This is a genomic window from Micrococcus sp. 63XJN7_6_ISO-PGPR-S23-444 (assembly GCF_058072765.1).
On the sequence record NZ_CM176516.1, the window covers coordinates 1,891,086 to 1,911,158 of the forward strand.

General features: G+C 74.5%; 17 protein-coding genes. 12 read left to right on the forward strand and 5 right to left on the reverse strand.

Annotation, left to right across the window (positions count from 1 at the left end):
• Nucleotides 1–68 precede the first annotated feature (68 nt).
• From AC3RJ9_RS08690 to AC3RJ9_RS08705, 4 genes are read left to right on the forward strand one after another with little or no spacing between them, the layout of a single operon-like run.
• Entirely contained in the window at nt 69–2,252 is a 2,184-nt protein-coding gene (locus AC3RJ9_RS08690) for a transglycosylase domain-containing protein (RefSeq protein ID WP_036338242.1), read from the forward strand.
• Nucleotides 2,253–2,257: 5 nt separating this feature from the next.
• Nucleotides 2,258–3,226, forward strand: coding sequence for a metallophosphoesterase (locus tag AC3RJ9_RS08695; RefSeq protein ID WP_095347353.1), 969 nt, complete (start codon nt 2,258–2,260; stop codon nt 3,224–3,226).
• Between the two features lie 41 nt (nt 3,227–3,267).
• The gene (locus AC3RJ9_RS08700) at nt 3,268–5,106 is read left to right on the forward strand and encodes an ABC transporter transmembrane domain-containing protein (RefSeq protein ID WP_206495787.1); all 1,839 of its coding nucleotides are present in this window, start codon (nt 3,268–3,270) and stop codon (nt 5,104–5,106) included.
• On the forward strand, nt 5,103–6,968 hold the full coding sequence (locus AC3RJ9_RS08705) for an ABC transporter ATP-binding protein (protein WP_206495786.1): 1,866 nt from the start codon (nt 5,103–5,105) through the stop codon (nt 6,966–6,968). The genes AC3RJ9_RS08700 and AC3RJ9_RS08705 overlap by 4 nt, the downstream gene beginning before the upstream one ends.
• Nucleotides 6,969–7,044: 76 nt before the next feature.
• On the opposite strand, the gene AC3RJ9_RS08710 is transcribed toward AC3RJ9_RS08705, so the two are convergent.
• The 3 genes from AC3RJ9_RS08710 to purD form a co-directional block, all read right to left on the reverse strand.
• Nucleotides 7,045–8,052, reverse strand: a complete 1,008-nt coding sequence (locus tag AC3RJ9_RS08710) for a hypothetical protein (RefSeq protein ID WP_020624427.1) — start codon at nt 8,050–8,052, stop codon at nt 7,045–7,047.
• Nucleotides 8,053–8,230: 178 nt separating this feature from the next.
• Nucleotides 8,231–9,178: a phosphoribosylaminoimidazolesuccinocarboxamide synthase gene (locus tag AC3RJ9_RS08715; RefSeq protein ID WP_122054582.1), complete on the reverse strand. Its 948-nt coding sequence runs from the start codon at nt 9,176–9,178 to the stop codon at nt 8,231–8,233.
• On the reverse strand, nt 9,175–10,464 hold the full coding sequence (gene purD / locus AC3RJ9_RS08720) for a phosphoribosylamine--glycine ligase (RefSeq protein WP_069941147.1): 1,290 nt from the start codon (nt 10,462–10,464) through the stop codon (nt 9,175–9,177). The genes AC3RJ9_RS08715 and purD overlap by 4 nt, the downstream gene beginning before the upstream one ends.
• Nucleotides 10,465–10,526: 62 nt before the next feature.
• Here purD and AC3RJ9_RS08725 point away from each other — a divergent pair, with 62 nt between their 5' ends.
• The gene (locus AC3RJ9_RS08725; protein ID WP_069941146.1) at nt 10,527–10,796 is read left to right on the forward strand and encodes a hypothetical protein; all 270 of its coding nucleotides are present in this window, start codon (nt 10,527–10,529) and stop codon (nt 10,794–10,796) included.
• 42 nt (nt 10,797–10,838) lie between these two features.
• On the opposite strand, the gene AC3RJ9_RS08730 is transcribed toward AC3RJ9_RS08725, so the two are convergent.
• Together AC3RJ9_RS08730 and AC3RJ9_RS08735 are read right to left on the reverse strand one after the other, a co-directional pair.
• A complete protein-coding gene (locus tag AC3RJ9_RS08730; RefSeq protein ID WP_206495785.1) occupies nt 10,839–11,468 on the reverse strand; it encodes a response regulator in 630 nt (209 codons plus the stop codon).
• Nucleotides 11,465–12,844, reverse strand: coding sequence for a sensor histidine kinase (locus AC3RJ9_RS08735; RefSeq protein ID WP_101966070.1), 1,380 nt, complete (start codon nt 12,842–12,844; stop codon nt 11,465–11,467). Before AC3RJ9_RS08735 ends, AC3RJ9_RS08730 begins: the two co-directional genes overlap by 4 nt.
• A gap of 186 nt (nt 12,845–13,030) precedes the next feature.
• On the opposite strand from AC3RJ9_RS08735, the gene AC3RJ9_RS08740 reads away from it, so the two are divergent.
• The 7 genes from AC3RJ9_RS08740 to purM all read left to right on the forward strand — a co-directional run bounded on the left by AC3RJ9_RS08740 (nt 13,031) and on the right by purM (nt 20,067).
• A complete protein-coding gene (locus tag AC3RJ9_RS08740) occupies nt 13,031–14,182 on the forward strand; it encodes an ABC transporter permease (protein ID WP_060973809.1) in 1,152 nt (383 codons plus the stop codon).
• A gap of 79 nt (nt 14,183–14,261) precedes the next feature.
• Nucleotides 14,262–15,059, forward strand: a complete 798-nt coding sequence (locus AC3RJ9_RS08745) for an ABC transporter ATP-binding protein (RefSeq protein WP_041103971.1) — start codon at nt 14,262–14,264, stop codon at nt 15,057–15,059.
• Between the two features lie 81 nt (nt 15,060–15,140).
• A complete protein-coding gene (locus tag AC3RJ9_RS08750; protein WP_049146831.1) occupies nt 15,141–16,214 on the forward strand; it encodes an asparaginase in 1,074 nt (357 codons plus the stop codon).
• Nucleotides 16,211–16,612, forward strand: a complete 402-nt coding sequence (locus AC3RJ9_RS08755) for a sterol carrier family protein (protein WP_044658863.1) — start codon at nt 16,211–16,213, stop codon at nt 16,610–16,612. Before AC3RJ9_RS08750 ends, AC3RJ9_RS08755 begins: the two co-directional genes overlap by 4 nt.
• A gap of 283 nt (nt 16,613–16,895) precedes the next feature.
• Nucleotides 16,896–17,303, forward strand: a complete 408-nt coding sequence (locus AC3RJ9_RS08760; RefSeq protein WP_044658862.1) for a hypothetical protein — start codon at nt 16,896–16,898, stop codon at nt 17,301–17,303.
• Nucleotides 17,300–18,913 carry an amidophosphoribosyltransferase gene (gene purF, locus AC3RJ9_RS08765; RefSeq protein WP_060973673.1) on the forward strand — a complete coding sequence of 538 codons (1,614 nt, stop codon included), beginning with the start codon at nt 17,300–17,302 and terminating at the stop codon, nt 18,911–18,913. The genes AC3RJ9_RS08760 and purF overlap by 4 nt, the downstream gene beginning before the upstream one ends.
• Complete coding sequence (gene purM / locus AC3RJ9_RS08770) at nt 18,910–20,067, forward strand: phosphoribosylformylglycinamidine cyclo-ligase (protein ID WP_060973674.1); 1,158 nt, start codon at nt 18,910–18,912, stop codon at nt 20,065–20,067. Before purF ends, purM begins: the two co-directional genes overlap by 4 nt.
• Nucleotides 20,068–20,073: the final 6 nt, after the last annotated feature.

Here is a 20,073-nt window from a genome sequence, read left to right on the forward strand (position 1 = left end):
GGGACCCACCCTAGCCACCGGCGCGGACCCCGGAAGAGGTCCCAGGTGCCCGCGCTACACTCGCGCCCATGGCCTCCCGCACGACCCGCTTCCCCGCGCCCTCGAGCGCCCCCGGCCGCCTCCTCGCCTTCGTGGGCCTGTCGGCGCTGGCTGGCCTGCTCGTGGCGGCCCTCCTGCTGCCCGTCGCGGGCCTGGCCGGTGTCGCCGCCGCGTCGGGTCGGGAGATGCTGGACGAGCTGCCGGACGAGCTGCCCGCGGAGCCGGTGTCCGTCCCGTCGCGCATCCTCTCGGAGGACGGTGAGGAGATCGCCGTCTTCTATGAGGAGAACCGCACCCCGGTCCCACTGGACAAGATCTCAAAGCACATGCAGCACGCGATCGTGGCCATCGAGGACGAGCGCTTCTACGATCACGACGGCGTGGACGCGCGCGGCCTCATTCGCGCGACCGTCAACAACGCCACCTCCGACTCCACGCAGGGCGCCTCCACCCTCACCCAGCAGTTCGTGAACAACATGCTGGTGAACGTGCAGCAGATCCGCGGCGACTCCCGCCTCACCCTCTCCGGCTCCAAGAACATCGCGGACAAGGTCAAGGAGATCAAGCTGGCCGTCGCCGTCGAGAAGCAGATGTCGAAGGACGAGATCCTCGAGGGCTACCTCAACATCGTGCTGTTCTCCGGCCGTGCCTACGGGGTCGAGGCTGCCTCGCAGTACGTGTTCGGCAAGTCCGCCGCCGACCTGGAGAGCTGGGAGGCCGCCACGCTGGCCGGCATGGTCCAGTCCCCCACCCGGTTCAACCCGGCCCGCAACCCGGAGGAGGCCACGGAGCGGCGCAACCTCGTGCTGAACGCGATGAAGGACAACGGCTACCTCTCCCAGGAGGAGTACGACCACGCCGTCGCCCAGCCGATGGAGGTGGTCATGGAGTCCCGCCCCTCGGGCTGCCTCTACGCCAAGTTCGGCACCTACTTCTGCGACTACGTGGAGCGGCAGATCCTCGCCGACCCCACGTTCGGCCCGGACGTCCAGTCCCGCCAGGCCCTGCTGGACCGCGGCGGACTCACCATCCGCACAACGATCGACTCGACGCTCCAGAAGGAGACCGAGAAGAACCTGCGCGCCTCGGTGCCCAACAACGAGTCGCTGGGCGCCGGCCACGCGCTCACCTCGGTGGAGGCCGGCACCGGCAACATCCGCACCATGGCCCAGAACACCGAGTACGCCATCCAGGACGAGCTCGGCCACACCTCGCTGAACTTCAACGTGGACAAGCAGTGGGGTGGCGGCCAGGGCTTCCAGGCCGGCTCCACGCTCAAGCCCTTCGTGGCACTGACGTGGCTGCGCAACGGCAACCGCCTGGTCGACTCCGTGGACGCCTCCCGGAACGTCTACCCCACGGGCACGCGGTTCGCTGCCTCGTGCCGCCCGGGCGGCTACACCACGATCGGCGGCACCTGGCAGTTCAAGAACGTGATCCCGGGCATGCTGCGGCAGGTGCGCGTGGACGAGGGCCTCTTCTGGTCGGTGAACACCCCGACCGTCGCCACCGCGTACCAGCTGGACCTGTGCGACATCACGAGCCTCACCACCCAGCTGGGCATCACCCGCGCCCTGGACAGCTCCCCGCTGCAGCCGGACGACCCGTCCTTCCTGCTCGGCAAGGACTCGGTGGCCCCGCTGTCCTTGGCCGGCGCGTACGCCGCCATCGCCGCGAACGGCCTGTACTGCGAGCCGCGCGCCATCCTGGAGGTCACGGACACCGTCGGCAACCAGTACGACGTCGCCGACCCTCAGTGCGACCAGGTCATCGACCCGGACCACGTCCGGGAGCTGATGCCGGTCCTGCGCCACATCGCCGGCTTCAACATCGCCGAGGAGGGCGCCGGCTACGAGTTCGGCGGCAAGACGGGCACGAACGACAACGTGTCCTCCACGTGGTTCGTCGGATTCACCAGCAAGCTGGCCACCGCCGTGTGGACCGGCCGCTACAACAACCTGAAGTCCATGACGGGCGAGACCGTCAACGGCGAGGTCCGCAACCCGTTCTACTCGACCTCCATCAACGGCCCGTCCTGGCTCGAGTACAACCAGTTGGCCAAGGAGAAGTTCCCGCCGGGTGAACTGCCCGAGTGGGACGGCCCGCAGTCGGAGGACCCGGGCGAGGCCGGCGAGCACCCGGACGGACGCCAGTTCCACATCGACGACCTGGACCGAGGCGGGCCGTTGCCCGAGGCGGTCCCGGGCTTCTGACCGCGATGCCCCCCGCCGCCTCCCCCACCCGCCGCATGCTCCGTTCCGCAGCGCCTGCCGCCGTCGGGATGGCCGCGACGGCGGGCCTCGGCCTGGCCTGGGGCCTCGCCGAGGCTGAGGCCCGGACGGTGCGCACGCACCGACTGGCCGTGCTGCCGGCCGGGTCGGCGCCGTTGCGGGTGCTGCACCTCTCGGACATCCACCTGCTGCCCCGGCACCGGGCCAAGCGGGCGTGGCTGCGCGGGCTGGATGCACTCGAGCCTGACCTCGTGGTCAACACGGGAGACAACGTGTCCGCCGCGGCGTCGGTGCCGCTCGTGCTCGACGCGCTCGGGCCGCTGCTGGCGCGGCCCGGCGTGTTCGTGCCCGGCTCCAACGACTACTACGCGCCCAAGGCGGCCAACCCCCTGCGGTACTTCGCGGGCCCCTCGCGCATGGACGAGGACCGGCCCCGGCTTTCCTCCGACGTCCTGTTCGGCGCGTTCCGCGCCGCCGGCTGGGCCGACCTGACGAACCGGGGCGCCGCCCTGGCCGTGCCGACCCGCGCCGGGACCACGCTCGAGGTCCTCGCCGCCGGCACCGACGACCCGCACCTCGGTCTGGACGCCTGGGCCGGCTTCCCCGGCGCCGCACCCGACGAGAACGCCGGGCGGCCCGGTGACGACGGGCGGTTCCGGCTGGGCGTCACCCACGCCCCGTACCGCCGCGTGCTGGACGCCATGACCGCCGACGGCGCCGACCTGCTGCTCGCCGGCCACACCCACGGCGGGCAGGTGTGCGTGCCGTTCCTCGGGGCACTCGTCACCAACTGCGACCTGCCCCGCCGCCAGGCCTCCGGGGTCTCGACGTGGACGGCCGCGGGGCGGACCGTCCCCCTCGAGGTGTCGGCCGGCCTGGGGACCGCTCCGTCCGCGCCCGTGCGGTTCGCGTGCCGGCCCGAGGCCGTGGTGCTGGACCTGGTCCCACGGGGCTGAGCCGCCTGTCCCGTCCGAGGCCGCGGGTACAGTGGGGCCCCGTGACCCGCGCCACCTCTCCCGCCGCCTCGTCCCTGCGTGACGCCCTGGGCGGGATCGCACCGTACCTCGAGGGCGTGCGGGCGCGCTGGGTGCTCGGGCTCGCCTCGGCCATGGCGGCGGGTCTCGTGGCCCTGGCCATCCCGCAGGTCATCCACCTGCTCGTGGACACCGTGTTCACGGAGACCGTGCTCGCCCGGCCCTCCTCCCCCGACTCCCGCGCAGACGTGTGGCGGGCCGCCGGCCTGCTCACCGTGCTCGGCCTCGCCGAGGCCGCGTTCATCGGCCTGCGCCGGTACTTCATCCTCCCGCCGGCCGCCGGGGTGGAGAACCGGGCGCGCATCGCCCTGTTCGAACGGCTCCAGCGCCTGCCGGTGGCGTTCCATGACGCGTGGCCCTCGGGGCAGCTGCTCTCCCGGGCCCAGGGCGACCTCTCGCTGTTGCGGCGGTGGATCGCGTTCGGCTCGGTCATGCTCGTGGTGGACGTGGTGACCATCACCGTCGGCCTCGTCCTGCTGTTCCTGCTGTCCTGGCAGCTGGCCCTGCTCTACCTCGCCGCGGCCGTGCCGATCATGTGGGCGTCGTTCGGGTTCCGCAACGACTTCCGCGCCGCGTCCCGGCTCTCCCAGGACCAGGCCGGGGACCTCGCCACGTCCGTCGAGGAGTCGGTGCACGGCATCCGCGTCCTCAAGGCGTTCGGCCGCGGCGCGCACGCCCTCGACGGCTTCCGCGGGCGCGCCCGCACGCTGCAGGGCACCGAGGTGCACAAGGCCTCGGTGCTGGCCCGGTTCATCGCGCTCATCGTGGCCCTGCCGGAGACCGTGCTGGGCCTGGGTCTCGCCCTGGGCCTGTGGCTCGTGGCGACCGGGGAGCTGACGGTGGGTGCGCTCGCCGCCTACTTCGCCACCGCGGCCGTGCTGGCCGGGCCGGTCGAGTCGGTGGGCCAGCTGATGGGCATGACGCTCTCGGCTCGCACGGCGATCGACCGCCACGTGGACGTCCTCGCCACGCCCGTGGACATCGCCTCGCCCACCGGGGAGGCCGCCGTCGTGCCCCCGGCCACCGGCGCGCTCGCGTTCCACGGGGTGCGCTTCCGCTGGCCGGACGCGGACCCGGGGCGCGGGGAGCGCGACCTGCTCGACGGCGTCGACCTCGAGCTGGTGCCCGGCGAGACGATGGCCCTGGTCGGCGCGACCGGCGCCGGCAAGTCGACGCTGCTGCAGCTGGTCCCCCGGCTGCTCGACGTCACGGCGGGTTCCGTCTGCGTGGACGGGGTGGACGTGCGCCGGATGCCGCTCGAGGAGCTGCGCCGGCGGGTGTCCGTGGCGTTCGAGGACGCCACGCTGTTCTCCGCGACCATCCGGCAGAACGTGCTGCTCGGCGCCCCGGCGGACGTGCTCGCGGACGGCCTCCACTCCCCCGCGGCGGACGCCCTGCTCGACCTCGCGCTCGAGACCGCGCAGGCGGGCTTCGTGGCGGACCTGGCGGACGGCGTCGAGACCGAGATCGGCGAGGAGGGCCTCAGCCTCTCCGGCGGACAGCGCCAGCGGATCGCCCTCGCCCGCGCGATCGCGGCGCGCCCGGACGTGCTCGTGCTGGACGACCCCCTCTCCGCCCTCGACGTGCGCACCGAGGAGGCCGTGACCGCGCGCCTGCGCGAGGTCCTCGACGGGACGACCACCCTGATCGTGGCGCACCGTCCCTCCACCGTGGCCCTCGCGGACCGGGTCGCGGTGCTGGCGGACGGGCGGATCGAGGACGTGGGGACGCACCCCGAACTGCTGGCCCGCAGCGCCGTGTACCGGCACATCATCTCGAGCCGACCGGAGGAGCAGGCATGAGCGCCGCCGACGTGAGCCGCGTGCGCGGCGTGGGGGCCGAAGAGGACCTCGACTACACCCGCGCGGAGCGCCGCCACATCCGGCGCCGGTCCTTCCGGCTGCTCGGCGAGCTCGCGCGGCCGGTCCGGGGGACGCTGCTGCTCACCGCGGTCTTCGTGCTCGTGTCCAACGCGGCGCGGGCGGCCGGGCCGCTGATCATCGCCTGGGCGATCGACGCGGAGCTGCCGCGCGTCGTCGAAGCCGTGCGGGCCGGCGAGTCCGTCTGGCCCATCCTCGTCCCCGTGGGCGGGGCGTACGTGGCGGCGGCCGTCGTCTCCGGCGGCCTCCTGGGGGCGTACACGTGGCTCACCGCGCGGGCGAGCCAGGCCATGCTGCTGAGCCTGCGGCTGCGCGTGTTCCGGCACACGCAGCGGCTGAGCCTCGGCTTCCACGAGCGGTACACGTCCGGGCGGGTGATCTCGCGGCAGACCTCGGACCTGGAGGCGCTGCGGGAGCTGCTGGACCAGGGCGTGTCCTCGCTCGTGTCCGGGCTGATGTTCATGTCGTTCACCGCGGCGTCCATCCTGCTGCTGGACCCGCCGTCGTTCCTCGTGCTGCTGGGCGCGGCCGTGCCGGTGGCGATCGTGACGCGCTGGTACCAGGTGCGGTCCGAGGAGGCGTACCGGGGGTCGCGGGTGTCCTCGGCGCGGTCGATCGTGCACTTCGTGGAGACCATGACCGGCATCCGCGCGGTCCAGGCCTTCCGACGGGAACGGGACAACGACGCGCGGTACCGCGACTTGGCCACGGCCTACCGGGACGACATGGTGGCCACGCTCAACCTGTTCGGCATCCTGCAGCCGGTGCTCGTGGCGACGGGCAACCTGACGGTGGCGGCGCTGCTCGTGACCGGGGGCCTGCGCGTCCTCGACGGCGACCTCGAGGTGGGGGTGCTCGTGGCGCTCCTGCTGGCCGGACGGCGCGTGTTCCAGCCCATGGAGATGGTGGCGATGTTCTACTCGTCGCTGCAGTCCGCGACGGCGGCGCTCGAGAAGGTCTCCGGCCTGCTCGAGGAGGAGCCCACCGTGGTGGAGGCCGCCGAGCCCACGCCGCTGCCCGGGGCCGACGCTCCGGGGACGGGCGTGGCGTCCGGGCGGGTGGAGTTCCGGGACGCGGTGTTCAGCTACGGACCGGACCGGGTGGTGCTGCCGGAGTTCGACCTCGTGATCCCGGCCGGGCAGACCGTGGCCGTGGTGGGCCAGACGGGTGCGGGCAAGTCGACGCTGGCCAAGCTCATCGCCCGGTTCTACGACGTCTCTGCCGGCTCGCTGACGCTGGACGGGGTGGAGCTGCGCGAGCTCAGCCAGGCGGATCTGCGGCGCAACGTGGTGATGGTGACCCAGGAGGCGTTCCTGTTCTCCGGGTCGATCGCGGAGAACATCGCCCTCGGCCGGCCCGACGCCACCGAGGCCGAGATCCAGGCGGCCGCCCGGGCGGTGGGGGCGCACGACTTCATCCTGGGGCTGCCCGAGGGCTACGCGACCGACGTCGCCAAGCGCGGCGGGCGGCTGAGCGCGGGACAGCGGCAGCTCGTGTCGTTCGCGCGGGCGTTCCTCGCGGACCCCGCCGTGCTGATCCTGGACGAGGCGACGTCGTCGCTGGACCTGCCGAGCGAGCGTCTCGTGCAGGCCGGGCTGGAGCGGCTGCTGGGGAACCGGACGGCGCTGATCATCGCCCACCGGCTCAGCACCGTCGAGACCGCCGACCGGGTGCTCGTGATGCACGATGGCCGGATCATCGAGGACGGCAGCCCCGCCGAGCTGGTGGCGGCCGACGGCCGGTTCGCGGCGCTGCACCGGGCCTGGGAGGACTCGCTCGCCTGATGGGTGGCGCGCCCGACGCGCTTTCGAACGTGGCAGAGGGCCTACCCCACGTTCGAAAGTGCCCATTCGCCCGATTTCACGTTCGAAAGTTCTGCGGGGCGGGGCCGGAGGTGGAGGCCGCCCGCACGGCCCGGTCGTGGCGGACGACGGCGGCCACCACGGTTCGGAAGTCCTCGGCCAGGTCGGCGCCCATCACCGTGATGGACAGGTGGCCGGCCTCCTGCCAGAGACGGTCCCGCCGTGCGTCGCGTCGCTGCTGCTCCGGCGTGCGGTGGTGGCCGCCGTCGTAGTGGAGGGCCACGCGGGACCGTTCGACCACCATGTCCGCGTCGGTCCGCTCCCCTGCCGGTGAGACCAGCTGCGCCTGGAGGCGCGGCTCGGGGAGCCCGGCGTCGAGGAGCGCCAGCCGCAGCCGCGTCTCCGGAGGCGAGTCCGCCCCCACCCGGATCAGCGCCAGCGCAGCCCGGGCCACCCGCACGCCCTTGAACCGGCCCGCCCGCTCCAGCGCCGCGGAGAGCCGCGACGCCGTCGTGCGCGGCGGGAGTCGGGTCCCGTCGGCCCACGGACGGTTCACCAGCGCGTCCCCCGCGACGACGGCGTCCGCCACCTGATCCGGCCGCAGCAGGGAGCAGAGGTCCACCCACGTCCGCTCGAGCGAGGTGACCGGGACCCCGTGCACCTCCACGCGGTCCTCGGCCGGCACCGTGCGTCCGTGGCAGGCGACGCCCGCGCGCCCTGTCCGACCCGTGCGGTGCGGCCGGCTCACGTGCACCCGCATGTCCTCCTCGGCCCACCACGGCAGGACGAGCCCGTGCAGCCGCGCCGCCGTCAGATGCGAGGTGACCCCACGGGTCAGAGCCACCACGACGGCGGCCTCCTCCGGCGGCAGGGCCGCCACGGGGCGGGGGTATCCGAGCGCGCCCCACGACCCCGGCACGTCGACGACCGCGCGGTGTGCCCCGTGGGTGACCTGGCGCAGGTCGAGGCTGCGCAGCCGGTCGGAGGAGAGGCGGTCCAGGGCTTCGCGCCGGGTGAAGACGCGGCCGGCGAGGGCCGGCGGAAGGGGTGCGGGGCGGCGGGGCATGCGGCCAGGATGCGGGCGCCGTCGTCGTGGGCGGGCGTCCGGCCCCCTCCTGTGCGGGGCCGAACACCTGTGCAGGACCCGCCCCACCCCGCCCCACCCCGGACTTTCGAACGTGAAATCGGGCGAATGGGGACTTTCGAACGTGGCAGAGGGCCTACCCCACGTTCGAAAGTCCGGGTCAGGCGTCGAAGGGCCGGCCCGTCAGGCGCTCGTACGCCTCCACGTAGCGGTCGCGGGTCTTGGCCACGACGTCGGCGGGCAGCGCCGGCGGGGCCTCCCCGCTGGTCTTGTCCCAGCCGGAGTCGGGGCCCGTGAGCCAGTCGCGGACGAACTGCTTGTCGAAGCTCGCCTGGGGGCGGCCGGGCTCGTAGTCCTCGGCGTCCCAGAACCGGGAGGAGTCCGGGGTGAGGACCTCGTCGCCCAGCACCACCTGGCCGGTGGCCGGGTCCACACCGAACTCGACCTTCGTGTCCGCCAGGATGATGCCGGCCTCGCGGGCGATCGCCTCGGCGCGGGCGTACAGGTCCAGGGTGAGGAACCGCAGGCGCTCGGCGGCCTCGGTGCCCACGCGCTCGACCATCTGCTCGAACGTGATGTTCTCGTCGTGCTCGCCGACCTCGGCCTTCGCGGACGGCGTGAAGATCGGCGGGTCGACCCGCGAGCCGTCCACGAGCCCGGCGGGCAGCGGCAGGCCGGCCACCGTGCCCGACGCGCGGTACTCGGCCAGGCCGGACCCTGTCAGGTAGCCGCGGGCGATGCACTCCACGGGGAACATGTCCAGGCGCTTGACGACCATCGCCCGCCCGGCCACGGCCGCGGGCACGTCCGTGCCCACCACATGGTGCTCGACCGGCTCGGCGTGGGCCCCGTTGTAGCCCTCGGCCAGCTTCTCGAACCACCACAGGGTCAGCCGGGTGAGGATGGTGCCCTTGTCCGGGATCGGCGGCTCCAGCACGTGGTCGTAGGCGCTGATCCGGTCGGAGGCCACCACGAGCAGCGTCGCGGACCGTCCCGGCTCGGCGTCGGCGGGCTCGTACAGGTCCCGCACCTTGCCCGAGTAGACGTGCCGCCAGCCCGGCAGCCAGAGGGCCTCGGCCCCCGTGAACCCCACGCGCTCCCCGCTCACTTCGCTCCCCCCGTCCCGGGCACGGTGATCTCGCCGCGCTCGGCCTTGAGTCCGATGTCCGTGCGCCACTGGGCCCCGTCGAACCGGATCCGCTCGACGCCCGCGTAGGCGCGCTCACGCGCCTGGGCCAGGTCCGCCCCGCGCCCGACGACGGCCAGCACCCGGCCGCCCGCCGTCACCACGTCCTCACCGGACGCCGCGGTGCCGGCGTGGATCACGTGCACGCCCTCGAGGGCGGCCGCGTCGGCCAGCCCGGTGATCACGTCGCCCGTCGAGGAGGAGGCCGGGTAGCCGGCCGAGGCCATGACCACGTCCACGGCGACGTCGTCGCTCCACTCGAGCCGACGGTCCGCGCCGAGCCGGCCGGCCGCGGCGTCGGCGAGCAGCCCGCCCAGGGGTGTCTCGAGGCGGGCGAGCACGGCCTGGGTCTCGGGGTCGCCGAAGCGCACGTTGAACTCGATGACCTCCACGCCCTTGGCGGTCACGGCCAGGCCACAGAACAACACGCCCGTGAACGGGGTGCCGCGGCGGGCCATCTCGGCGAGCACGGGGCGGGCCACCCGGTCCATCACCTCGTCCGTGAAGCCCTCGGGCAGCCACGGCAGCGGCGTGTACGCGCCCATGCCGCCGGTGTTGGGGCCGGCGTCGCCGTCGTGGATGCGCTTGAAGTCCTGCGCGGGGGTGAGGGCGACGGCGTCCTCGCCGTCGCAGATCACGAAGAGGGATACCTCGGGGCCGTCCAGGAAGTCCTCGATCACCACGGTGCCGCCGGCGGCGAAGCAGGCCTCGGCGTGGGCGAGGGCCTCGGCGCGGTCGGAGGTGACCACGACGCCCTTGCCCGCGGCCAGGCCGTCGTCCTTGACGACGTGCGGGGCGCCGAACTCATCGAGGGCGGCGGCGGCCTCCGCGGCGGTGGTGCACACGCGGGAGCCGGCGGTGGGCACGCCCGCGGCGGCCATGACCTCCTTGGCGAAGGCCTTGGACGCCTCGAGCTGCGCGGCCGCCTGCGAGGGGCCGAACACGGCGAACCCGGCCTCGCGCAGGGCGTCGGAGACGCCGGCGGCCAGCGGGGCCTCGGGACCGACGACGACGAGGTCGGCCCCCAGCTCGCGCGCGAGCTCCACGACGGCGGCCGGGTCGGTGGCCTCGACGGCGTGGAGGGTGGCCAGGTCGGCCATGCCGGCGTTGCCGGGCGCCGCGTGGAGGGCGCTGACCTGCGGATCACGGGAGAGGGCGGTGAGCAGCGCGTGTTCGCGGCCGCCGTTGCCGAGCACAAGGGTCTTCACGAGCCTCAAGCCTACGCGGTGGCCCTGGCCCGGTCCGGCCCGTGGCCCCTACGGTGGAGCGCATGACGATGCCTCCCCTCCACCACGGTCAGCCCGGCGACGACCGTGATCCCCGTGACCCCCGCCACCGGCCCGGTGCGGGGCTGGGACCCGGGCTGCGAACGGCCTGGACGTTCGTCGGCGTGATGTTCACGTGCGCCCTGATCGTCTTCTGGACGCTGCGGGGGCTGGGCGTCCAGCGCGGCGACCTCAGCCTGCCCGCCGCGCTCGGCGTGCTGGCGCTGGCCGCCGTCGCCGCGGCGGTGATCACCCGGTACGTGCGGCGCCGCTGAGCAGGACCGGGTCCGCGGGGGTCGGCCGCCCCGGCCTGTCGGTCAGCGGATGATGCGCCGTCGCCGGGCCTCGTCGACGGCGCGGGTGCGGTTGTCCACGCCGAGCTTCTGGAAGATGTGCACCAGGTGCGTCTTCACGGTGGCCTCGGAAATGAACAGCTCCTTCGCGGCCACCTTGTTCGTGGCGCCCCGCGCGATCAGCTCGAGCAGCTCGATCTCCCGCTCGGACAGCACCTCGGAGCCGCCGGACATGCGCCCCATCAGCGTGGCCGCGACCTGCGGGGCCAGCGCCTTGTGCCCCGCCGCCGCCTGCCGCACCGCCGAGGCGATCTCCTCGCTCGGGGCATCCTTGAGCAGGTAGCCGGCGGCGCCCGCGTTCACGGCCGCGAGGATGTCCGCCTCCGTGTCGAAGGTCGTCAGGATGAGCACCTGCACCCCCGGCCACCGCTCCCGCACCGCGCGGGTGGCGGTCACGCCGTCCATGCCCGCGCCCATCTGCAGGTCCATGAGCACGACGTCCACCGCGGGCTCGCCCGCCTCCAGGACGCCGATCGCCTCCGCCCCGTCGGCGGCCTCGGCCACCACGGTCAGGTCCGGGTGCGCTTCGACAACGGCCCGCACCCCCGCCCGGACCACGGGGTGGTCGTCCACCAGCATCACGCGCACGCTCATGCGGTCTCCTCGCTCTCGGTCTGCTCGGGATCAGCGCTCCGGCCGGCCCCGGCGGCGACCAGCGGCACCCGCAGCGCCACCACGGTGCCCTCGCCGGGGGCCGACTCGACGGTGGCCTCGCCGCCCACCGCCGCGAGGCGCTCGCGCACGCTCGCCAGTCCCACGCCGGTCCCCACCCCCGGGTCGGCACCGGCGGCTCCGGCCCGGGCGCGGGCCGCGACGACGGCCGGGTCGAACCCCGCGCCGTCGTCGGCCACGTCCACCGTCAGCTCGTCGCCGAGGTAGCCCAGCGTGACGCGGGCGCGATGGGCGCCCGCGTGGGCGCCGACGTTCGCCAGGGAGGCCTGCACGGCTCGCAGCACGGCGGTCTCCACGGCCTCGGCGACCGCGACCGGCTCGCCCACGACCTCGACGTCCGCGGCCACGGGTGTCCCGGCGGCGGCCTGCCGGTCGGCGAACCCGGTGACCGCTCGTTCGAGCGCCTCGATGAGGGACGGTGCCCCGGTGCCGCGCAGGTCGCGGACGAAGCGGCGGGACTCGGCGAGGTTCTCGGCGGCCGTGGCGCGCACGGTCTCCATGCGCTGCCGGGCGAGGGCGGGGTCGGCGGCGTCGAGCGCGTCCTGGGCCGCGCGCGAGACCAGCACGATCGAGGCCAGCCCCTGGGTGAGGGTGTCGTGGATCTCGCGGGCGAGCCGCTCCCTCTCGGCGCTCACCCCCGCCCGGTGCTCGGTGCGCGCGAGCTCGGCCTGCGCGGCGCGCAGCTGCTCGGCCACGGCACGCTGGCGCTCGGACTCGGCGTGCAGGGCGCGGTACGCCCCGGAGAGCACCACGGCCACGGCGGCGCCCACCAGCGGACCAATGACGGCCGGCACCCGCACGCCGCCGGCGCCCGCCGCCATCCCGGCCACCACGACGACGGCCATCGCCACCACCAGCGCGGGCCCGACCACGTGGCGCACCCAGGCCTGCCGGGCCACCCGGTCGACCACGTGCAGGACGACGAAGAAGAGGGGGAAGGCGACCCACGCGAAGTCGCCGTGGTGGGCCACGAGCAGGCCCCACAGCAGCAGCACCAGGGCCAGCCAGGCGACCGCCGGACCGCGGCCGACGTCGTCGCCCCGGGCCCACCGGCGCCGCTCCAGCACGGTCCCGGCCAGGTAGACGCCCGCCAGCGCGGCGGTCAGCAGCACCAGGGTGGTGGCCGGGAACGGACCGGAGGACGCCTCCGGGGACCGGTCCGCGAGCGCGCGCGCCAGCCCCACGGTGAGCAGCGCGGCGAACGTGACGTGCAGGGCCACGCGCAGGCCGGCGAGCACGGCGGTGGTGCCGGTCTCGGTGGGCGCGGGGGGCACGGCGGCGCGGGGTGCGACGGACATGGCTCCACCCTAGGGCGCGCCCCGGACGCGACAACGGCCCGATGCCCCGGGGCCGCGCCGCTGCGCCGCCGGGATCAACCATTCGGTTGACCGGGTCCAGCCGCCGCGGGCGATGTGGCGACCCCTCCCCGCGCGAGACCGTGGAGGCAACCTCAGGACAGACCTCGTCAGGAAAGGACGCGCCCCGTGTTCCTCGCACTCCGCGACCTCCGCTTCGCCACCGGACGGTTCGCCCTCATGGGCTCCGTGGTGGCCCTCATCAGCCTGCTGCTCGTCATGCTCTCCGGCCTCACGGCCGGCCTGGGCGGGCAGAACACGGCCGCGATCGACCGCCTCGGCGAGCAGGGCGTGCAGCGTCTGGTCTTCGGCGGTGCGGCGGGCCAGGAGCCCACCGCGTCGTTCACCCAGTCCGAGTTCACCGTGGCCCAGCGCGACGCGTGGGCGGCCACGGACGGCGTGGCCTCCGTCGAGCCGCTCGGTGTGAGCCAGGGCCGGGCCATCGGCCTCGAGCACCCCGTGGACACGGACCCGCAGGGCCGCGCGGACGTGTCCGGCGAGCCCACCACCGGCGTGGCCACCACCGCGTTCATCGGTCTCACCCCGGGCGGCTCCGACGCGCCGGCCGGCGTCGAGCTCGGGCAGATCGTGCTCAGCCAGGACGTGGCCGACTCCCTCCACGCCCAGGCGGGTGACGCCGTCGCGGTCTCCGGCTTCGTCTACACCGTGGCCGACGTCGTGCCGACCGAGTACTACTCCCACTCCCCCGTGACGTGGCTGGCGCTCGAGGACTGGAACGCCATCTCGCACACCGCCGACGACGCGGTGCTCGGCACCGCCGGCCTCGTGCGCTTCGACGCGGGCGCCGACGTCGACGCCGTGGCCGCCGCCGGCGACGACGCCGCGGGCACCGTCGCGGAGACCGTGAAGGGCTCCTACGCCGCCCTGCCCAGCTACCGGTCCGAGAACGGCTCCCTGATGACCATGCAGGGCTTCCTGTACGGCATCTCGGCGCTCGTGGTGATCGCGTTCCTGTCCATCTGGACGGTGCAGCGCACCCGCGACATCGCGGTGCTCAAGGCCCTCGGCGGCTCGAACGGCTGGGTGCTGAAGGACTCGCTCGCGCAGGCCGCGTTCGTGCTCGTCGGCGGCGTGGCCGTGGGCACCGGGCTGGCCGCCGTGGTCGGCGCGTTCGCGGGGCGGGCCGTCCCGTTCGAGCTCTCGTGGGCCACCACCGCGGTGCCCGCCGCCGGGGTCCTCGTGCTCGGCATGCTCGCCGCCGTCGTCGCGGTCTACCGCGTCACCCGGATCGACCCGCTGGTCGCCCTCGGCGGCAACTGACCGCCCCGACGACGGCGCCGCCCGGCGCCGTCGTCCCCCTCGGCTCCGCCTCGCCCCCGCCTGGAGAAAGGACCTCCCCATGACCACCCTCACCGCCCCGCAGGCCGACCTCGACGCCCTCCGCACCCCGGCCGCCGCGGCCGCCCACCGCGTCGCCGGCGAGCGCCCCGCCGCCGCGGCCGACGCCACCCCCGCGCTGTCCGTGCGCGACCTCGTGCTGGAGTACCCGGACGGCGAGCGCGGCGTGCTGCGCGCCCTGGACGAGGTGAGCCTGGACCTGCTCCCCGGCACGTTCACCGCGATGGTCGGCCCGTCCGGCTCGGGCAAGTCCTCCCTGCTGGCGGTGGCCGCGGGCCTGGTGACGCCCACCTCCGGCTGCGTGTCCGTGGCCGGCCGCGAGATGGCCGGGCTGTCCCGGAAGGAGCGCACCGCGCTGCGCGGCCAGGAGATCGGCATGATCTTCCAGCAGCCCAACCTCATCCCGTCCCTCACGGCGGCCGAGCAGCTGGAGCTGACCGTGCACCTGGACCGTGACGCCACCCGCGCCGACCGCAGGGCCGCCAAGGCGCGGGCCCTGGAGCTGCTCGAGCGTGTGGACCTGGCCGACCAGGCCGGCAAGCGCCCGCACCAGCTCTCGGGCGGTCAGCGGCAGCGCGTGAACATCGTGCGCGCGCTGATGGCCTCGCCGACGCTGCTGCTCGTGGACGAGCCCACCTCCGCGCTGGACCGCGAGCGCTCGGCCGCCGTCGTGGACCTGCTGGGCACGCTGACCCGCGAGGAGCAGGTGGCGACGCTCATGGTCACGCACGACCACGAGTTCCTCTCCGCCACGGACCGCACCCTGACCATGGTGGACGGGCGGCTCTCCGCGGAGTGAGCCGGTGATGCCGCCGGACCTGACCCGGCCCACCGGCCCCGGACGCCCGGCGCGTCTGGGGCCCTCGCTACCCTGGACCGCATGACCCACGCCACCGTCGCCCCCGCGGGCGAGACCTTCGCCCTGTCCGACGCCGTCGAGCTCGTGGAGACCGTCCGCAACGGCTTCGTCGAGTCCCGCACGGCGGGCGCCGCCGTCGTGACCGGCCCCGACGGGCGGGTGCTGGCCGGGCTCGGCCCCGCAGACGCGCTGATCTACCCGCGCTCCACGCTGAAGCCGTTCCAGGCCATCGCGTCGCTGCGCCACGGGGCGGCGCTGGCAGGTGAGGCCCTGTCCATCGCGTGCGGCTCGCACCGGGGCACGCTCCGGCACCAGGCGCTGGCCGAGCGCATGCTCGCGGACGCCGGCCTCGACGCGTCCGCCCTGCGGTGTCCGCCGGCCTGGCCCGCGGACACCTCCGAGGTCGTGGCCCAGGTCCGCCGCGACGGCGAGGCCGCCGCCGCGACCCCGCTGGCCTTCAACTGCTCCGGCAAGCACGCCGGCTTCCTCGCGGCCTGCGCGGCATCCGGGCACGACGTCGCCACGTACCTCGACCCGGCGCACCCCCTGCAGCGCGAGGTGGACGCGGTGATCGCCGAATACTGCGGCGAGCCGGTGGCCCACACCGGTGTGGACGGCTGCGGCGCCCCCGCCGCCGTCATCTCGCTGGCGGGCCTGGCCCGCGGCATCGGGCGGGTCGCCGCGGCACCCGGCCGCGCCGACGCGGACCCGCACGCGGCCGCCGTCGCCACCGCGATGCTCGAGCACCCGTGGGCCGTCCACGGGGAGACGAGCTCCAACACCGTGGTGATGCGCGAGCTCGGCCTGCTCGCCAAGGCGGGCGCGGACGGCGTCCTCGTCATGGCCGCGCCGGACGGCACGGCCGTGGCCGTCAAGGCGCTCGACGGCGGCACGCGGGCCGGCGACCTGGTCGCGCTCGCGCTGCTGGCCCGGTTCGCCCCGGACCACGTGGACCGGGCGACGCTGCCGGGCGTGCTGGCCGCCGTCGTGCCCCCGGTGCTCGGCCGGGGTGAGCCGGTCGGTGAGATCCGCCTGGCCGCGCCGGTGCGGGACCTCGTGGGGGACGTCCTGCCGGCCTTCGAGGCGCGGGCGTGACCACCGGCTCCGTGCCCCGCCGCCGGGTGCCTGTCGTCGAGGGCCACGCGGCGCTGCTGGCGTGGGCACGCGCCCACGAGGAGGACCCCGCGGCGGCCGCCGCGCTGCCGCGCCCCACGCGGGCCATGGCGGTGCGCTTCGCGCTCGAGGAGCTGGCGACCCGCGTGCCCGGGAACTCGGTGGAGGTGCGCGTGCCGCCCTTCGGCGTCGCCCAGTGCCTCCCCGGGCCCCGGCACACCCGCGGCACCCCGCCCAACGTGGTGGAGATGGACGCCGTGACATGGCTGTCCCTGGCCACGGGGCTGACGACCTGGGAGGACGCGACGGCGGCCGGCGGCGTGCGCGCCTCGGGCGTGCGGGCCGACCTCGGCGCGCACCTGCCGCTCGTGCGGCCGTGAGCGAGGGGTGTCCGGCAGTCCTCTCGGCGGCACCGACCGTTCGAACGTCGGCACCGTTCCTCGTCGCGGGATGCAGCTCTGCCGATCCCGCCCCGGACACCGCGGCGAAGGCACAGTTCGCCCGTGCCTGCGGGCAGGTCGTGCTCCCGCTGGAGGAGTATCAGGCCGCGGTCGACGAGCTCAACGTCACGCAACGCGCCGGCCAGAGCGTGCTCCGGGAGTGCCGCCACCGCCGCGGGCACGCGCGACTGGCCCCAGCGGCCGACTCGATAGACTGGCGCGCATGACCTCCGCCCCCGAGCCGACCCCCGATCAGCGCGCCTACACCGTCCGTCGCGCCCCGCGGCTGACCGCGGTGCTCGCGGTGGCGCTCGCGCTCGGCCTGCTGATCGCACTCGTGATCACCACCGCGGTCCACGCCTCCCCCACCCCGCCCGCGGACCCGTACTCCGGCATCCCGCTCTCCTTCTCGGAGACGTTCGGCTTCGCATCGCTGCTGAGCATGCTCGGCACGAGCGTGCTCGGGCTGCTCGTGTGGCTGCTGCTGGACCGCCGCTCCCGGTCGACCGCGCGCACCGTGGTCCTCGAGCGCACCGACGACCCGGCCGTGGCGGACGTCCGCCTGGACCGTGTGGACGCGGGTGCCCCGCCCGCCCGCACCACCCCCACCGAAAGGACCCCCGAGCAGTGATCGCACCGCGCACCCGACGAGGCGACGGCCGCCTGACCGCCGCCCTCGACCCCCAGGACCAGGGGCCGCAGGACGAATGCGGCGTGTTCGGCGTGTGGGCGCCGGGCGAGGAGGTCGCGAAACTGGCCTACTACGGCCTGTACGCCCTCCAGCACCGCGGCCAGGAGTCCGCGGGCATCGCCGTCTCGGACGGCGGGCGCATCGCCGTCTACAAGGACATCGGCCTGGTCTCCCAGGTGTTCGACGAGGCCACCCTGACCGCACTGAGCGGCCACATCGCCGTCGGCCACTGCCGCTACTCCACAACCGGCGTGAACAAGTGGGCCAACGCCCAGCCCACCCTGGGCGCCACCGCCGACGACGGCACGGTCGCCCTGGCGCACAACGGCAACCTCGTGAACTCCGCCGAGCTGCTGCGCATGGTGCACGCCGCGGACGGACGCCACACCCACGGTGAGATGAAGCAGGGCAACACCACGGACACCGCCCTGGTCACGGCCCTGCTGCACGGCACCCCCGGGGACCGCCTCGAGGAAACCGCCCTCGAGCTGCTGCCGAAGATCCGCGGCGCCTACTGCTTCGTGTTCATGGACGAGCACACCCTCTACGCCGCCCGCGACCCGCAGGGCGTGCGCCCGCTCGTGCTCGGCCGCCTCGAGCGGGGCTGGGTGGTGGCCTCCGAGCAGTCGGCCCTCGCCACCGTCGGCGCCTCCTTCATTCGGGAGGTCGAGCCCGGCGAGATGATCGCGATCGACGAGGAGGGCATCCGCTCCACCCGCTTCGCCGAGTCCAAGCCGGCCGGCTGCGTGTTCGAGTACGTCTACCTCGCCCGGCCGGACGCCACGATCGCCGGGCGCTCCGTGTACGAGTCCCGCGTGGAGATGGGCCGCCGCCTCGCGCTCGAGCAGCCGGTCGAGGCCGACGTCGTGATCCCCGTGCCCGAGTCCGGCACGCCCGCCGCCGTGGGCTACGCGGACGCCTCGGGCCTGCCGTTCCGCCAGGGCTTCGTGAAGAACGCGTACGTGGGCCGCACCTTCATCCAGCCGTCCCAGACGCTGCGCCAGCTCGGCATCCGCCTCAAGCTCAACGTCCAGTCCACCGTGGTGGCCGGCAAGCGCGTCGTGGTGGTGGACGACTCGATCGTGCGGGGCAACACCCAGCGCGCCGTCGTGCGGATGCTCAAGGAGGCCGGCGCCGCCGAGGTGCACGTGAAGATCTCCTCCCCGCCCGTGAAGTGGCCCTGCTTCTACGGCATCGACTTCGCCACCCGCGCCGAGCTCATCGCCAACGGCGCCGCGGTGGACCAGATCGCCGCGTCCATCGGCGCCGACTCGCTGGCCTACATCAGCGAGGACGGCATGATCGAGGCCACCGGGCAGCCGCGCGAGCGCCTGTGCACCGCCTGCTTCACCGGCGACTACCCGATCCCGCTGGCCGACGAGGGCGAGCGCGGCAAGGGCCTGCTGGAGCCGGTCGCCGTGTCGCCCGCGTCCACCGTGGTGCTGGACGAGGGCGGCGAGACCACCACCGTGACCGCCACGGGCTGCGAGCCCGGCCCGGACGCCGACGACGAGAAGCTGCTCACCGAGACGGACAGGACCCCGCTGTGACCCCGAACCAGACCCCCTCCTCCGCCGCCCCGATCACCTACGCCTCGGCCGGCGTCGACGTGGAGGCCGGCGACCGCGCCGTCGAGCTGATGAAGGACGCCGTGAAGGCCACCCACACCCCCGAGGTCATGGGCGGCATCGGCGGCTTCGCCGGCATGTGGGACGCCTCCGCGCTGCTGCAGTACCGCAAGCCGCTGCTGACCACGTCCACGGACGGCGTCGGCACCAAGGTGGCGATCGCACAGGCGATGGACAAGCACGACACCATCGGCCAGGACCTCGTGGGCATGGTCGTGGACGACATCGTGGTAGTCGGCGCCCAGCCCCTGTTCATGACCGACTACATCGCGTGCGGCAAGGTCGTGCCCGAGCGCATCGCGGACATCGTGCGCGGCGTGGCCGAGGGCTGCCGCCTGGCCGACACCGCGCTCGTGGGCGGCGAGACCGCCGAGCACCCGGGCCTGCTGGCCGTGGACGAGTACGACGTGGCGGGCGCGGCCACCGGCGTGGTCGAGGCGGACATGGTCCTGGGCGCGGAGCGGGTGCAGTCCGGCGACGTCGTGATCGGCATGGCCTCCTCCGGCATCCACTCGAATGGCTACTCGCTCGTGCGCCGGGTGGTGAACGCCGCGGGCTGGTCCCTCGACCGCGAGGTCACCGAGCTCGGCTGCACCCTCGGCGAGGAGCTGCTCGTGCCTACCCGCATCTACTCCCGCGCCTGCCTCGACCTGGTGCAGCGCCTCAACGGCCACGAGGGCGGCTCGGACCTGCCGGTGCGCGCGTTCAGCCACGTGACCGGCGGCGGCCTGGCCGCGAACCTGGCGCGCGTGCTCCCGCAGGGCCTCATGGCGACCGTCGAGCGCGACACCTGGTCCCTGCCGCCCGTGTTCCGCCTGGTGGGCGAGCTCGGCCGCGTTCCGCAGTCCGACCTCGAGCGCACCCTCAACCTCGGCGTGGGCATGGTGGCCGTGGTGGACCCGGAGGTGGCCGCGACGTCGATCTCCGTGCTCGTGGACGCCGGCATCGACGCGTGGGAGATGGGCACCATCGGCGCCCTCACCGACGACGCGGCGGCCGCGGGCCTGGACTTCGTGCAGGGCGCCAAGGGCGTCGACGGCGGCGCCGTGCTGATGCGCGGCCAGTACGCCGCCTGACCCCCC

What these genes read in the sequence shown, in the direction of transcription:
- AC3RJ9_RS08735 (WP_101966070.1), bottom strand. Translation starts at nt 12,844, where the DNA reads ATGTCCGTCGCACCCCGCGCCGCCGTGCCCCCCGCGCCCACCGAGACC.
- AC3RJ9_RS08760 (WP_044658862.1), top strand. Translation starts at nt 16,896, where the DNA reads ATGACCTCCGCCCCCGAGCCGACCCCCGATCAGCGCGCCTACACCGTC.
- AC3RJ9_RS08705 (WP_206495786.1), top strand. Translation starts at nt 5,103, where the DNA reads ATGAGCGCCGCCGACGTGAGCCGCGTGCGCGGCGTGGGGGCCGAAGAG.
- AC3RJ9_RS08695 (WP_095347353.1), top strand. Translation starts at nt 2,258, where the DNA reads ATGCCCCCCGCCGCCTCCCCCACCCGCCGCATGCTCCGTTCCGCAGCG.
- AC3RJ9_RS08730 (WP_206495785.1), bottom strand. Translation starts at nt 11,468, where the DNA reads ATGAGCGTGCGCGTGATGCTGGTGGACGACCACCCCGTGGTCCGGGCG.
- AC3RJ9_RS08750 (WP_049146831.1), top strand. Translation starts at nt 15,141, where the DNA reads ATGACCCACGCCACCGTCGCCCCCGCGGGCGAGACCTTCGCCCTGTCC.
- AC3RJ9_RS08710 (WP_020624427.1), bottom strand. Translation starts at nt 8,052, where the DNA reads ATGCCCCGCCGCCCCGCACCCCTTCCGCCGGCCCTCGCCGGCCGCGTC.
- AC3RJ9_RS08745 (WP_041103971.1), top strand. Translation starts at nt 14,262, where the DNA reads ATGACCACCCTCACCGCCCCGCAGGCCGACCTCGACGCCCTCCGCACC.
- AC3RJ9_RS08725 (WP_069941146.1), top strand. Translation starts at nt 10,527, where the DNA reads ATGACGATGCCTCCCCTCCACCACGGTCAGCCCGGCGACGACCGTGAT.
- AC3RJ9_RS08690 (WP_036338242.1), top strand. Translation starts at nt 69, where the DNA reads ATGGCCTCCCGCACGACCCGCTTCCCCGCGCCCTCGAGCGCCCCCGGC.